Origin of the sequence: Spirosoma liriopis (genome assembly GCF_023196085.1) — a bacterium.
Taxonomy (GTDB): Bacteria; Bacteroidota; Bacteroidia; order Cytophagales; family Spirosomataceae; genus Spirosoma; species Spirosoma oryzicola.
The window spans coordinates 1516692-1531476 of record NZ_JALPRF010000001.1 but is presented as its reverse complement, the minus strand read 5'-3'; the positions used below and the strand labels follow the sequence as shown (position 1 = coordinate 1531476).

The 14785-nt window shown below is 52.3% G+C and carries 14 protein-coding genes; 11 read left to right on the top strand and 3 right to left on the bottom strand.

Annotated elements, in window-relative coordinates:
* Window positions 1-155: 155 nt before the first annotated feature.
* The 6 genes from M0L20_RS06355 (at window position 156) to M0L20_RS06330 (ending at window position 4875) form a co-directional block, all read left to right on the top strand.
* A complete protein-coding gene (locus tag M0L20_RS06355; RefSeq protein WP_248476619.1) occupies window positions 156-1151 on the top strand; it encodes a mevalonate kinase family protein in 996 nt (331 codons plus the stop codon).
* Between the two features lie 81 nt (window positions 1152-1232).
* The gene (gene galU, locus M0L20_RS06350) at window positions 1233-2099 is read left to right on the top strand and encodes a UTP--glucose-1-phosphate uridylyltransferase GalU (RefSeq protein WP_232560016.1); all 867 of its coding nucleotides are present in this window, start codon (window positions 1233-1235) and stop codon (window positions 2097-2099) included.
* 108 nt (window positions 2100-2207) lie between these two features.
* On the top strand, window positions 2208-2909 hold the full coding sequence (locus M0L20_RS06345) for a 3-keto-disaccharide hydrolase (RefSeq protein WP_232560015.1): 702 nt from the start codon (window positions 2208-2210) through the stop codon (window positions 2907-2909).
* Window positions 2910-2965: 56 nt separating this feature from the next.
* Window positions 2966-3838, top strand: coding sequence for a hydroxypyruvate isomerase family protein (locus tag M0L20_RS06340; RefSeq protein ID WP_248476183.1), 873 nt, complete (start codon window positions 2966-2968; stop codon window positions 3836-3838).
* 117 nt (window positions 3839-3955) lie between these two features.
* Window positions 3956-4267, top strand: coding sequence for an NADH-quinone oxidoreductase subunit NuoK (gene nuoK, locus M0L20_RS06335; RefSeq protein WP_232560013.1), 312 nt, complete (start codon window positions 3956-3958; stop codon window positions 4265-4267).
* Entirely contained in the window at window positions 4264-4875 is a 612-nt protein-coding gene (locus M0L20_RS06330; RefSeq protein ID WP_248476182.1) for a 2OG-Fe(II) oxygenase, read from the top strand. Before nuoK ends, M0L20_RS06330 begins: the two co-directional genes overlap by 4 nt.
* A gap of 6 nt (window positions 4876-4881) precedes the next feature.
* Here M0L20_RS06330 and M0L20_RS06325 read toward each other — a convergent pair whose 3' ends face one another.
* Entirely contained in the window at window positions 4882-5745 is an 864-nt protein-coding gene (locus tag M0L20_RS06325; RefSeq protein ID WP_248476181.1) for a class I SAM-dependent methyltransferase, read from the bottom strand.
* A gap of 180 nt (window positions 5746-5925) precedes the next feature.
* Here M0L20_RS06325 and M0L20_RS06320 point away from each other — a divergent pair, with 180 nt between their 5' ends.
* Together M0L20_RS06320 and M0L20_RS06315 are read left to right on the top strand one after the other, a co-directional pair.
* Complete coding sequence (locus M0L20_RS06320; RefSeq protein WP_248476180.1) at window positions 5926-7833, top strand: NADH-quinone oxidoreductase subunit 5 family protein; 1908 nt, start codon at window positions 5926-5928, stop codon at window positions 7831-7833.
* 70 nt (window positions 7834-7903) lie between these two features.
* On the top strand, window positions 7904-9583 hold the full coding sequence (locus M0L20_RS06315) for a complex I subunit 4 family protein (protein ID WP_248476179.1): 1680 nt from the start codon (window positions 7904-7906) through the stop codon (window positions 9581-9583).
* 2 nt (window positions 9584-9585) lie between these two features.
* On the opposite strand, the gene gldG is transcribed toward M0L20_RS06315, so the two are convergent.
* Both gldG and M0L20_RS06305 read right to left on the bottom strand, forming a co-directional pair.
* Entirely contained in the window at window positions 9586-11268 is a 1683-nt protein-coding gene (gene gldG, locus M0L20_RS06310) for a gliding motility-associated ABC transporter substrate-binding protein GldG (RefSeq protein ID WP_248476178.1), read from the bottom strand.
* A 66-nt stretch (window positions 11269-11334) separates the two neighbouring features.
* Window positions 11335-11574: a hypothetical protein gene (locus M0L20_RS06305; protein WP_248476177.1), complete on the bottom strand. Its 240-nt coding sequence runs from the start codon at window positions 11572-11574 to the stop codon at window positions 11335-11337.
* Between the two features lie 164 nt (window positions 11575-11738).
* Here M0L20_RS06305 and M0L20_RS06300 point away from each other — a divergent pair, with 164 nt between their 5' ends.
* The 3 genes from M0L20_RS06300 to M0L20_RS06290 are packed head-to-tail and all read left to right on the top strand — an operon-like array spanning window position 11739 to window position 14735.
* Window positions 11739-12581 (top strand): hypothetical protein, encoded by an 843-nt coding sequence (locus M0L20_RS06300; protein WP_248476176.1) that lies wholly within the window; start codon window positions 11739-11741, stop codon window positions 12579-12581.
* Between the two features lie 47 nt (window positions 12582-12628).
* On the top strand, window positions 12629-13207 hold the full coding sequence (locus M0L20_RS06295) for an RNA polymerase sigma factor (RefSeq protein ID WP_232560005.1): 579 nt from the start codon (window positions 12629-12631) through the stop codon (window positions 13205-13207).
* On the top strand, window positions 13188-14735 hold the full coding sequence (locus M0L20_RS06290; protein WP_248476175.1) for a hypothetical protein: 1548 nt from the start codon (window positions 13188-13190) through the stop codon (window positions 14733-14735). The genes M0L20_RS06295 and M0L20_RS06290 overlap by 20 nt, the downstream gene beginning before the upstream one ends.
* Window positions 14736-14785 lie beyond the last annotated feature (50 nt).

Sequence of the window (14785 nt, the reverse complement as noted above, 5' to 3'; positions counted from 1 at the left end):
CCCTGCTCAGTAATGAGTTTATGGAGCGGCTGGGCAAAACCCGGTCGCTCTTTTTATTGACGATCTGCGGCAACGGGCACCGGTCGGAACAGGATTCTTTCGTAAACTTGCCCGTTAATCACTCAGTCGCCGGACTGCCTGTCCGCTCCATAGTCTTGCTTATCGAAACCCGTGCCTACGCCCGGGCGGGTCTGCTTGGTAACCCGTCTGATGGCTTCTTTGGTAAAACCATCGCTATTAGTGTCCGAAATTTTGGGGCATCCGTAACGCTTTACGAATCGCCGGAACTCATCATAGAGGCCCAGCCGCAGGATACGAACGTTTTTCGGAGTTTGCATCACCTGCGCGATGCTGTCAGTATGCTGGGCTATCACGGCGGTGTTCCGTTGCTGAAAGCGGCTATCAAAAAATTTGGGGAGTACTGCGAAACCCAGCACATCCGGCTGCCCAACCAGAACTTTTCGATTCGGTACAGCACCTCCATTCCACGTCAGGTTGGCCTGTCTGGTTCAAGCGCCATCATTGTCGCTACGTTCCGGGCGCTGATGCAGTTCTACGATGTCGAGATTCCGTTGGCCGTTCTGCCTAACCTGGTGTTAGCTACCGAATCCGAGGAACTGGGCATTACAGCGGGTTTGCAGGACCGGGTGATCCAGTGCTACGAAGGGTGCGTGTACATGGATTTTAACCAGGAAATCATGGAGCGTCAGGGACACGGGCAATACGAGTCCATTGAGCCGCAACTCCTGCCCAAACTGTACATTGCCTACAATACGGATTTGGGTAAGCAGTCGGGACGGGTGCACAACGATGTGCGGTCGCGCTGGCTCAAAGGGGAACCGCTTGTCGTCGAGACGATGAACGCCATTGCCGATGTTGCCCGTGAAGGGCGTGAAGCGTTGGTCCGGCAGGATATCAAACTACTGAACGAACTGGTCAACCGCAATTTCGATCTGCGCGCCCAGATTTATACCATCAGCGAGCGGAACCGAAGCCTGATCGAAGCCGCCCGCGCTTGCGGAGCGTCGGCTTCCTTCACAGGGTCGGGTGGTTCTATCATTGGTCTCTACCGCGACGATGCGATGCTTAACCGACTTTTTGTCGAACTCAAAAAAATAAATGCCCGCGTTATAAAGCCTTACGTTGTCTAACGGGGATAGCAGGGATAGCACTGATAAAAGCTGTTCCCGGCTATCCCTGCATCCTGTCAACTCCTGCTCTCAATAAAGCCCATGATTAAAAAAGCTGTTATTCCTGCCGCCGGACTCGGAACCCGGTTTCTACCGGCTACCAAAGCCCAGCCTAAAGAAATGTTGCCGATTATTGACCGGCCCACGATTCAGTACGTCGTGCAGGAAGCGGTCGATTCGGGTATCGAAGATATTCTGATCATCACCGGCAAAGGCAAACGGGCGATTGAAGATCACTTCGACCGCAATTTCGAACTCGAAGCCCGGCTCGAAGAAAAAGAAGATCAGTTGTTGCTGGACGAGATGCGCCGATTGTCGGACATGGCTAATCTGCACTACGTTCGTCAGCGGGAGCTCAATGGCTTGGGCGATGCGATCTGTTATGCCAAGCACCACGTTGGTAATGAGCCATTTGCCGTGTTGCTCGGCGACACGATCATGGACTCAGTCATTCCGGTTACGCAGCAGCTGATCGACACGTACGCCCAATACGGTGGCTCAGTCATTGCCGTGGAGGAAGTCCCCCATGATAAAGTAAACCGCTATGGCATCGTTGGCGGTAAATCGCTGAGCGATCGAATTCTGGAGCTGGAAACGCTGGTCGAAAAACCGTCCCTGAGCGAGGCCCCGTCGAATCTGGCCATTGCGGGTCGGTACGTGCTGACACCGGAAATTTTTACCATGCTGGAACACACCCAGGTTGGTAAAAACAACGAAATCCAGCTCACCGATGCCCTGCTGCTGCTGCTCAAACGGGAAAACCTATACGCGCACCGCATCGAAGGAAAGCGTCACGACATTGGCAATAAGCTCGATTTTCTGAAAACGACCGTTGAGTTTGCCCTGAAGCGGCCCGAATTTGCCGATAAGTTCCGGGCGTTTCTGGAAGAGATTGTTCGGAAAGAATGAGGTATTTTTTACCGGGGTGCCGCTTTTATAAGCAGCAGTGTCATACCAAACGGTACCATTCCGTTCGTTCCTAGTGTGTTTGAGTAAAATCTTAATAATTCATCGATTATGAAGTTTCTGCGTTTATCTGTTGGGCTGCTGGCCCTCGCGCTAACTGTCAACGTGCAGGCGGACAATCTTCCAAAAAAAGGAAAATGGGAAAGCCTTTTTGACGGCAAAGACCTCAAAGGGTGGCATACGTACCTGAAAGCTGGCGAACCGGCTTCGGACAAATGGGTGGTTGACGATGGCGCAATCCACCTCAAAGAAGGTAGAGCCGGTGATCTCGTTACCGACAAAGAGTATGGTGACTTCGAACTGGAACTGGAATGGAAAATCGAAGAAGGCGGTAACAGTGGCGTTATCTACCACGTTCACGAAGATCCCCAATTCAAGGCTACCTACCGTACCGGTCCCGAAATGCAGGTGCTTGACAACGAACGTCACCCCGATGCCAAGCAAGGTCGGGATGGAAACCGGACCGCCGGTGCGCTTTACGATCTGCAAAAGCCCATTACCATGAATACCGCTAAACCCGCTGGTGAGTGGAACAAAGCTCGGCTGATCGTGCACAATGGTAAAGCCGAACAGTATTTGAACGGAAAGAAAACGGCGGAGTATCCGACCAGCGGCCCCGAGTGGGATAAAATGGTATCGGAAAGTAAATTCAAGGGGTGGGAAGGCTTTGGTAAATATTCAACCGGTCACATCGCCTTGCAGGATCACGGCAACAAGGTGTGGTTCCGCAACATCCGAATTCGCGAACTTTAAAAAAACGGTTTCCGCCTGTCCCAGCCACAGGCGGAAACTACAAACTTACTACTTGTATGACCTCCCGCCGAGCGGCCCTAAAAACCTTAACTGGCAGTGCAGTTTCGCTGTCTCTAACCGATTCGTTCGCTACTTCCGCGACCCAACCCGAAGTAACAGCGCTTAAATTGAAAGGCCGGATCAACCATTCGGTGTGCCGGTGGTGTTATAGCAAAATTCCGCTGGACGATCTGTGCAAAGCCGCTAAAGAGATGGGTATCAAATCCATCGACCTGACGGGTCCCGAAGAATGGCCTGTGCTGAAAAAGCACGGCTTGACATCGGCTTTGCCGCAGGGCGCAGGTAAAGGAATTGCGGATGGGTTCAACAACCCCAAGTTCCACGACGAGCTGGTCGCCAGCTACGAAGCGATCTTTCCGAAGCTAAAAGAAGCCGGACTAAACACCGTCATCTGTTTCTCGGGTAACCGCCGTGGAATGAGCAACGAAGAAGGGCTCGAAAATTGCGCAGTCGGACTGAAGCGCCTGATGCCTAGCGCGGAGAAGTATGGTATCACGATGATCATGGAGCTGCTGAACAGCAAAGTTGATCATAAAGATTACATGGCGGATCATACGGCCTGGGGCGTCGAGCTGTGCAAGCGGGTAGGCTCGGAAAACTTCAAACTGCTGTACGATATCTACCACATGCAGATCATGGAAGGCGATATCATCCGCACAATCCGGGAGAGCAGCAAGTACATTGGTCACTACCACACGGGCGGTAATCCCGGTCGCAATGAGCTCGACGAAACGCAGGAAATTTACTACCCTGCCGTTATGAAGGCCATTGTCGATACAGGTTTCAAAGGCTACGTAGCGCAGGAGTTTATTCCGAAGCGTGATCCGCTGACGAGCCTGCGGGAAGCCGTGGTGTTGTGTGACGTTTAATGATCGAAAAAGAAGCGAATTGAGGTGAGTGGTGCATTTGGTTGGCCAAGTCAGGAACCAAATGCCCGCTCACCTCAATTACTGTTTTATCTAGTCACTCGTTACGTTTGTCTGCCCGTGGAACCGGTTAATAGTCATTTATTTCTGCTTGTTGGCGCTGCGTTGTTTGCCATCGGTCTGGCCGTGGTATTGCTGAAACGGCACGCCATTGTTGTGCTGATGGGTATCGAACTGATGCTCAATGCCGTTAATATTAACCTGGTCGCGTTTAGCCAGTACGATCCCGACCGCTTGCAGGGGCAGATGTTAAGCCTGTTTGTGATGGTGGTAGCGGCAGCTGAATCGGCGGTGGCGCTGGCAATCGTCCTGCAAGTCTATCGCCATTTCCGTACGGCTCAACTCGACGAGCTGAATGAACTGAAGCAATGAATCCTTTATTCGAACCGATTATCGACGGTATTCTCAACGAAGGCTACGGCACCGTTGACCATTTTTTGACTGCTGATGAAGTAACCGCTCTGGCAAAGCGACTCCGCGAACGTCGGGCAGCGGGCCAGTTTAAAGCGGCTGGCATCGGCAATCAGCAGGTAACCATCGAAAATACCATTCGGGGCGATGAGATTTTGTGGATTGACGACACTTCGGCAACCCCCGAAGAAGCGGCTTTTCTGCAACGAATCGGTGATTTTGTCGATTACGTAAACCAAACCTGTTATCTGGGGCTTCGCGATTACGAATTTCACTACGCGCTATATCCCCCGGGAACCTTCTACAAACGCCACCTCGACCAGTTTCGCAGTGATTCGCGTCGGAAACTGTCGGTGATCTGTTACCTGAACGAAGACTGGCAGGAAACCGACGGTGGGCAACTGGCGCTGTTCCTGCCCGACGAAAGCGCCCCGAATGCCGAACGTGAAATAACTGTTCAACCCCTCGGCGGTCGGCTGGTTTGTTTCGAAAGCGGTCGGCTTGAACACGAAGTGCGGCCCGCTACCCGCGAACGACTCAGCGTGACGGGCTGGTTAAAAACAGCCTAGTTGCTTTTACGGCTTTTCGAGAATAATGATGTCGAGGAAAGACGTGGCTGGCTGACGACCACTCCACGAGCCGTAACGAATCGGACGTTGAACCGGCAACCCGTGCGTAGCCATGACGCGGAGCAGTTCTGTTTCGTCGTGCGCCGAGCCGGTGTTTGGGTTGTGCGGATCGAACGCCCAGCGCCCTTCGAACGGATACTGAAAGTTGAAGGCGCTGCCCGGTTCAACCATGAGCCGACGCGATTCGTTGTCGAGCAGAAAAAACGACGTAAGACAGCGGCCACCCGGCTTGAGAACCCGCTTTATTTCGCCCAGATAGGTAGAAATTTCGTTAATCGTCATGTGGGTAAAAACGCCAACCACAACTACCGTGTCAAACTGGTCGTCATTGTACGGAAATCGATACGTTATGGCCTGATCCTGTCCCGCAGGGTTGTAAAAGCCATTGAACAGATTAACCTGACGAAACTGAAAATTGGGAAAGCGGGGCGTAATGTGCTGTTGACACCAATGTATCCCATCGGCTACAGGATCGAAGCCTTCGTACGAACCGTCTGCTGATAAATAGCTGGTGAGCGGAACCGCCATTCGACCGATGCCGCAACCCACGTCGAGAACGGCATGATCGGGCTGTAGCTGGCAGAAATCGATAAAATACTGCCGGAAGGTTTCACCGATTGCTTTAAAATCACCGTCGCCCACAAAGATCTTTGACCGTGGTGGCGTTAATTTATCCCGTAAGCCAACGATTACTTCGGTCGGCTCGATAATACGCTCGGTAAAAAAGCGTCGGCCAGCGTAGTAGGTTTGCTTGATGCGCTTGCGAAAAAATGGCGGAATAATGCGGTAAACAACGGCCTGAATACTCATGGATAAATTATTCCTGACAGCTAATTCTTTGCCAGAAAGCAGCGAATCGGAACGATAAGGCGACGGCGGGTTGACAAGTTTCTGCCAAAGCTATCAAAAAGCTTCCGCATTTGAATTTAGAAGCGTTTGTTTCCCTACGGTAGAATGGGGATATTTGCGGCCAATTCAGATTGATTCTAAATGCCTGACGACGTTTCCCTATTCGTTTCCCCGTTGATGATTGCTTTGCTGGGATTGCCCTTCGCGGGGTTCGTAGCGTTGATGAACGCTAACCGGTCTACAGCAGGAAAACTGGCTATTCTGTTGACTGGCCTGGGGTTAATGGGGTCGGTATTGTTAGCGGCAGGCATGCCCGAACAACCCTTGACGCTCCGGTCCGATTGGGCAACTATATCGGGCGTATCATTCGGTCTGAGTTTTCGCCTGGATGCGCTGAGCGGGCTGATGCTCGTACTGGTTCATTTTGTGGCCTTACTCGTACAGATTTATTCGCTTTCGTATCTCCACGACGAACCCAAGCTAGCCCGCTATTTTGCGTATCTGCAATTGTTTGTGGGAGCCATGCTAGGGATTGTTCTGGCGGGTAATCTGCTGGTTATGTACGCGTTCTGGGAACTGGTGGGTCTGGCTTCGTACCTGCTGATCGGTTTTTACACGGAACGGCCTGCTGCATCACAAGCAGCAAAAAAAGCGTTCCTGATGAATCGGGTGGGCGACATCGGTTTTCTACTCGGTATTTTTCTGACCTATTACTACTTCGATACCCTTGAATTCAGCGCCCTGACGACGGATAACCTACCGGCCACGCTACCAACCGCTATAGGTCTGTGCCTGTTTATGGGCTGCGTTGGTAAATCGGCCCAGTTTCCGCTGCTGACCTGGTTGCCGGACGCGATGGAAGGCCCAACACCGGTATCGGCTTTGCTCCATGCCGCGACAATGGTTGCCGCCGGGATTTTCCTGCTCGCCCGTATTCACCCACTGCTGTCACCCGACGCGTTGGTTGTCATCGCGTTAGTTGGAACAATGACGACCATCTGGGGCGGATATTCAGCCGTTTTTCAGACCGATATTAAAAAAGTACTGGCTTTCTCGACGGTCTCACAGCTGGGTTTGATGGTGGCTGGTATGGGCACGGGCAACGTTGGTGGCGCTATGTTTCACCTGCTGACGCACGCGTTTTTCAAAGCCGGGTTATTTCTGAGTGCGGGCGCGGTAATCCACGCCGTTGATACACAGGACATGCGGCAGATGGGTGGTCTGCGAAAAATGATACCCGTCACCTTCATCGCGTACAGTATCTGTGTTGCTGCGCTGGCGGGATTACCGTTCTTCTCCGGATTCTTGTCCAAAGAAGCCATTCTAGGCGGGGCTGTTCATTGGGCACACGAACAGACGAGTGGTCTGGCTTATCTGGTGCCTGTGCTGTTAATCGGCTCGTCGGGCTTAACGGCTTTGTACATGGTGCGGCAGTGGCGGATGATCTTTTTCGGTGATTATCGCAGCGACTCGGGACCGCTGGCCCATGTCCACGAACCTGACTGGCTGATGCGTGGTCCAATCGTACTGCTGACGGGTTTATCGCTGTGGTTCTGGTTTTCGCTTAATCCGTTTTCGGGTCATTCAGGCTGGTTTTTCAAGCTTATACCCGTAGCCGAGGAAGCGGGTATCTGGTGGCTGGCTACGCTATCCATAGCCCTGGTACTGGCTGGTGGCTGGATTGGCTTCCGAATGCGTGAGCCGAATCGGTTGCGGAGTTACGTTCGCCTTTCGCTGGAATACGGTTTTCTGGATACGATTTATCAGTACGTCATTATCAATCCGTTCCATAGACTGGCATTGCTGTTGAACCGAGCTGATCAGCGAGTGATCGATGGGGTTGTCAACGGCGCGGGTGTAACAACGGTCGTACTGGCGCAGCTTACGCATGTCGTTGATCGCTTCGGCGTCGATGGAATCGTCAACGGTGCGGCCTGGGTAGCGGGTCAATTCGGTCGGTTAACGCGTTCCATCCAGAATGGGCGGGTGCAGTCGTACATCACGGCGGCAGTCGTTGGCTTATTGGCATTGCTTTGGTGGCTTTTATAAGGCGGAAATTCCGCTTGGCGGTTACAAGCCGCAATTGATGATATAAATCACGGTTCGATCCGTGTTCAGTATGGTTCTTTCGTTACTTATTTTTCTTCCGTTAGCTGGGTCCTTGCTGGTAGCGACGCTACCCGAAAGTCAAAAAGCGTATTTTCGATGGATTGCTTTGGTGGTTACCCTCGCTGATCTGGTGCTGGCAGGTTTCGCCTATACGGCTTTCGATCGTGCCAGTGCCGGTTATCAGCTGTTGGAAAAAGTGGATTGGATTACGCTATCGCTTGGCAATCTGGGTATTGCGTCCATCGATTATCTGGTAGGCGTTGATGGATTTAGTCTGCCCCTGGTTGTCTTATCGGCGGTGGTCATGGTTATCGGTGTTGTTGCTTCCTGGAACATAACGCATCGGTTGAAAGCGTACTATGCGCTTTATCTGCTGCTGACGGGTACGATCATGGGGTGCTTTCTGGCGCTCGATTTCTTTCTTTTTTTCCTGTTCTTCGAATTCATGCTCCTGCCCATGTATTTCCTTATTGGCCTGTGGGGTGGGCCGCGTCGGGAGTACGCGTCGATCAAATTTTTTCTCTACACGCTGCTCGGCTCACTGCTGATCTTGCTGGTGATGATCGGGTTGTACCTCTCGGTCATGGACCCGGTTAGTACGGCGGTTGCTGCCGGTCTGGTCCCTGACGCTTCTGCTGCAACGGACGAAGTCATCCGGGCTATGCAGACGTACCTGCAAAATGGACAGATTAATCCGGCGCAGATCGTACACACGTTCGACATGCGTTTTCTGGCCGATGGAGGCAATTACCTACCGGATGCCTTTCTAAATCCGGCCGCCGAGCCAATCGTCCTGGGTTTGCCAGCTCGGATGCTGGCATTCTGGGCGATATTTATTGGCTTTGCTATCAAGCTACCCATTGTACCCGTTCACACGTGGTTGCCCGATGCGCACGTAGAAGCACCTACACCCGTATCGGTGGTACTGGCGGGCGTGTTACTCAAAATTGGAGGCTACGGGTTTCTGCGGATCGCCTGGAGCTTTTTTCCGGATGGAGCCGCCGAATACGCCCAAACGCTGGCTGGTTTAGGAACGCTTTCTATCGTCTACGGTGGATTAAATGCCCTGGCTCAGTCGGATGTAAAGAAATTAATTGCCTACTCGTCCGTATCGCACATGGGTTTTGTGCTGCTGGGTGTGGCTTCCCTGACCGCCGAAGGGATCAATGGGGCGATTTACCAGATGGTTAGTCACGGTGTTTTGTCGGCTATGCTTTTCCTGATTGTGGGAGTGCTGTACGACCGCACGCACGACCGGCGCATCGACTCCTACCGGGGCCTGATTCAGCCGATGCCGCAGTACACCGTTTTGACCGCAGTGGCCTTTTTCGGTTCGTTGGGTTTGCCAGGCTTCTCGGGCTTTGTGGGTGAGTTGTTTACGCTGATGGGAAGCTTTCAGTCCGAGTGGCTACCCGGTTGGTTGACCGCCGTTGCGGCTACGGGTATCCTGTTGGCGGCTGCTTATTTTCTCTGGACGCTGCAACGCATGTTTTTCGGCCCGACCTGGGTACGCCCTTTTGACAATCACCACGATGGCACCGCTGTACTTGCTGATCTGACGGCCCGCGAAAAACTAATGCTGGTTCCGCTGGGGGTAATGGCGCTGATCTTGGGGTTATTTCCTAATCTGGTTTTCGATCTCAGTGGCGCTACGGTAGCGCAGTGGCTGGTGAAATTTGCCGTTGAGTAGCCTTACTTTCCGTATCTGCGCTTCCGTACCACCTGCCAAACAACGCCTACCAGTCCAACCAACGCCAGCGGTCCCAACAGGTTTAGCGCCTGCCAGCCCGTACGGTTTTCATCGACGCGAATTTTGTCCAGGGGGCGAAGCGTTACGGTGCGGGCGCGGGCCGCAATAACGCCGTTTGGATCGACCAAGTAATCAATCGCATTCAAGGCAAAATCTTTATTGGCGAACGTGTTGCGCGTGTAGCGGTCGAAACCTAACGGGTAAGGTACGTTTCGTTTAAAATCAACATCGTTGACAATCAAATCACCGTCCGAGCAGACCAGCACCCGCGAAGCCTGACCCGAAGCCTGAAAACCATTCGCGCGCGGATCGCCCGGCAAAATGCGATTGGTGAACAGCGACTGAAACTTGCCTTCGAGCAGACAGCCGACAATGCGTACGCCATCGTTGTAGGTTTTGGGGTCGGGTTGCTGCCGTGCTTCGGTGTACGAGATCAGCGTCGGCGTTTTTAAGACTTTGGTGTATTGTGAAGTCAGCAGGAGCGGGGTTTTCTGAATACCAGCTGCCCGTACGGTGTCTAGCGTGCTCACAAACCGGCCCAATACTGCGTCGAGGTTCCGTACGATGGGATTACCGCTCGTTCCGAAGTTATTGAGCAACGGGTAGAACCGCCAGGGAACCAGTTGGATGTTTGGCTTATCGCCCATGTTGCCCACGTTAAGCGGAATCGGGGCGCAATAAAAATCTTTGACCACATCCCGATTAAGGCGAACGCCCCACCGAAAAAACAGGTCGTCGAGGCCGAGGTTTATTGGCTGGGCGTAGGTGCCTTCGTTGCTTACACTGTCTACCCGCTGACCGTCCACGAAAAACAAAGCGCGTCCTCCTTTGACGACATACTGGTCGAGCTTGAAGATTTCGTCTTCCGAAAAAGGACGGTCCGGTTTTGGCACCAGTACCGCATCCAGACCCTCGATTGGGCCCGGTTTGGTCATGTCGATAAAAAAGAGGTCGTAATTCTCCTGGACCGATGCCAGCAGGTCAGCAAAGCGGGAAGGAGGGACCTGCGTATGCCCGTACAGTAAACCCACGCGCCGACGATTTTCTTTGGTCTGAGTCAGCTTCCGAATAGCCGACGCCAGTTGAAATTCAACGCCTTCGTACGACTGATTCAGCTGTTCTTCTTTCGACGCGGCTTTGTTTCCTTTCAGCAACAACACACCGGTTTCCTTGCCTTTGTACGAGATGATAACACCCGGAAAAATAAGTTTTTCGGTCCGCTTTCCGCCTTCGTTGGCTACCAAATTGGTCGGCAACAAACCCCGTTGTTGAAGCTTGTCAATAAGTTTATTTTTCGCATCAACGTTGGTAAGTTGATCCGGGTCGATCAGGCGATACGTGATTTTGCTACCGTTGTCAGCCAATCCGCGCTGCGCCTGAAATTCGTCCAGCGTTTCGCGAATTGCATTTTCGAGTCGTTTGAACGCTGGTGGTAAATCGCCCGTCAGGTACACATCGACATGTACATCATCGGGCAGGTCAGCCAGCAGATTCTGGGTGGCCTCGGATAGGGTATACCGTTTTTCCTGAGTTAGATCGAGCCGAAAAAAAACGAATGCCGATAAGATATTAACAGCGACGAGGGCCGCAATAATAAGAAGCGTGCGCAAAGAAGCGGATTTCATACGGTGCTATAACGAGCAACGGGCCCTATAAATTCTTTAGCTGGGCGTGCCGATAGAAGGTAAACGTTAATTCAGTCGATTGGTCGGGAGCGTGCGTAAGATTTCCTGGGCGTCCATCTGAGCCGTAGACGTGTTGTCGAGCATCGTAGGCGTAATCCCCAACTCTCTCATTAGCCGGTATTGTCTTGCTTCCAGAAACGTCAACCGTGAAAGCACCTGATTCAGTCGGGTAACATGCGTTTCCTGCTGGGCCTGGAGAAAAGCGACCTGCCGTTCTAGTTCATCAATTCGCTCGTGGTCAGTCATAATGAGAGATGATTTACGGTCAATTTTACATCAAAATAGGTAAAAAATGAAGTAACGACATTTATTTTTCTGCCTCGACGCAACCCTTTTTTCAATCGCTCCGTATTGGCGAATGAACCGGTTCAACTGTCTTATTTTTTTTACTTTCTAATGCAGTTGACACAATGAAATCATTCGTCTATAACAGTCGCCTGTTGGCCATAGCGGCATTCATGATGGTAGCACTTGTTCGTTGTAAAAGCGATGAAAACCCGACTACCGCGACCGACGTTGCGCTGGCGACAACATCGCTGGGAAATGTGCTGACCGGTGAGGGGGGTAAAACACTTTATTTTTTTGCGCCTGACGTAGCCGGTGACGCTACCTGTTCGGGAGGCTGCAAAGAGGTTTGGCCCGTGTTCTATAAAGAAACGCCAACCGTTGCCAACGGGCTGCGCACAAGCGATTTTGCTACCGTCACCCGCGCCGACGGCGAAAAGCAAACGACCTACAAAGGCTGGCCGCTTTACTATTATCAGAAAGACGCAAAAGCGGGCGACGTAGCGGGGGAAAATGTTGGTAATGTGTGGATGGTCGCCAAACCCAATTACAAAGTAATGATTGCGTCACGGCAGTTGGTGGGCAATGATGGCAAAAACTACACATTCGACACCAAAGAAGGAACCGGAAATTCGCTGTTTTTAACGGATAGTCTGGGTCGTACACTCTACGCCTTCGCCAGTGATAAGAACAATAAAAACAATTATACCAGAACGGATCTGAGTAACAATGCCACCTGGCCGATTTTTGAAACATCAGCGACAATTGGCGATATTCCGTCCGCTCTCAACCGATCTGATTTTACGACGATTACGGCGGTTGGGAAAACACAGCTGACGTACAAAGGCTGGCCGCTTTATTATTTTGGGGCCGATCAGGGACAGCGGGGTAGCACCAAAGGCGTCAGTGTACCGAGACCGGGTGTTTGGCCGGTGGTTAACACAACAACGGCGGTGGCACCGAACTGATTCGATATTGAATGGTAGATAATAACCTATTAACTAGCGTGTAAACGTTGTCCAACGCGTCAAACATATCCGCTTTACCTGATCTGCTGGCGGGTTGCCTTCGCAACCATCGACGCAGCCAGGAGCTGCTTTACCGGCAGTTTTATGGCTATGCTATGAGCGTTTGTCTACGGTATTCACCAACCCGTGAGGGTGCACTGGAGGTGCTGAACGATGGATTTTTGAAGGTGTTTACCCGCCTGGAACAGTACGAGCCGACGCAGCCGTTTAAGGGCTGGCTCCGGCGAATTATGATCAATACAGCAGTCGATCACTATCGGCAGGAAGTACGGCATTTTTACCACGAAGCCGTTGAACAGGCGGAGCAGGTCGTGCCTACAGAAGCGCCCGATGCATACAGTCAACTGGCTCAGGAAGAACTAATGAACCTGATTCAGCGGCTGTCGCCAGCCTACCGATTGGTTTTTAACCTGTACGTGATCGACGGATTTACGCACGAGGAGATTGCGGCTCAGTTAGGGATATCCGCCGGAGCATCGAAGTCGAATCTGGCTCGTGCGCGGGAAAATCTGCGCCAATTATTGAAGCAGTTAAATAACGATGAGTATGCAAGAGCTAACCGATGACCAATTGGACGGACTCTTCAGAAAGTCGGCTGAAGAGTTTGATGCACCGTTTGACCCGGCAGCCTGGGAGGGCCTGAAAGACCAGCTGGATGAGCGTGACCGGACGGCCTTCTGGAAAAAATGGCTGCCCTGGGGGATACCGCTGTTGCTGCTATTGCTGACGGGTGGAGGCTGGTATACGTACAAAAACGTTGAGCGTCCTGCGGTTTCTCAGTCGGTCGTGCCGTCTGCTGGTCGGGAGAGCGCATCGTCGATTACGAAGGCAAAGCAGCCGGACGCTGTTGCGACTCGATCCACGAAAACAGAGTCGATAGGAACGAAGCGGACACAAGCTGCCGTGCCTGCTACCGCTACGGAACCCGCGCCGGTAGCCATAACCAGCGCGACCACCGGACGGGTTATAGCTGATAAGCCGGTAAAGAAAGTAAGTAAAAATACGGAGAGAGTTGCAACGGAGCGTACGGTAACGGCGTATAGGGAAAAACCGGCTTTAGGTGGTAAAAAACTGATAGCGGGTACGACTATGCGGTCAGAACCTTCGACTACGACGGCGGATGCTTTCGGACGACGACTTCGTAAGACAAGAAGAAAAACGAATTTCACACCAGGTAGTACGTTTGTTGATCGGTATGGTCGTGGTGTTGCAGCAACAACTGCAACACCGGACTATCCAGCGAAAGCTGCGGTCTCATTGGGTGAGCGAAGGGCAAAGAAATCGATCGAAGAAGCCTCGTTAACGAATTCGAATGCAACCGGTAGTCCATCAATGAGTGAGGGTAATGCGCCAACACCAGCGACTTTGCCAACAATCGCGGAGTTAGCGATTCGTCCGGGTAAATGGTCTAAGTTGCCCGAAAGTATGGATCGGGAAGTAGCTTACAATCAACCTTACAAGGCTGTGTCAGTGCCGAATAGTGCACCAGTGCGTGGGCTAAGCGTTCGGCTGGCTGTAGCGCCTGATTTGAGTGCGATAGGGCTACACAACTTTTCGCGGCCGGGTACGAATGTTGGGATGCTGCTGGAATACCGGATTGCGTCGCGGTGGAGCGTTCAGGCGGGGGTCATTCGGAGTACGAAGGTGTATGGCGCTACGCCTGACCAGTACAACACGGAGATGGTTTGGCCGAAATGGAACGTCCAGCCAGTAGGTGTCGATGGGGTGTGTACGCTACTTGATATCCCTGTTAATGTTCGTTTTGACATCGCCTTACGCCCGCGTCAGGATAACCGGCTGCCGCCAAGCCGTTGGTTTGTGAGTGGTGGGGTAACGTCCTACGTCATGTTGCAGGAGGATTACACTTACAAATACCCTCCGCATACGTACAACCAGCCAACCCAAATAAGTACACGTACTGGCGGGTACGGGTTCAGTCAGCTAAACCTGTCGGTAGGCTACGAACGGGCTTTGAGTCGTCGGTTATCGTGGCAGGTAGAACCGTTTATAAAAGCGCCCGTAAAAGGGGTCGGAGCGTATAAGATCAATCTGTTGAGTACCGGGGCTTTCCTGTCGTTGCGGTACAAGCTTTAGTTTTTCCGAGTAACCAAAAGGGGCAGCGTGCGTCGCTTGATCGAATCAGT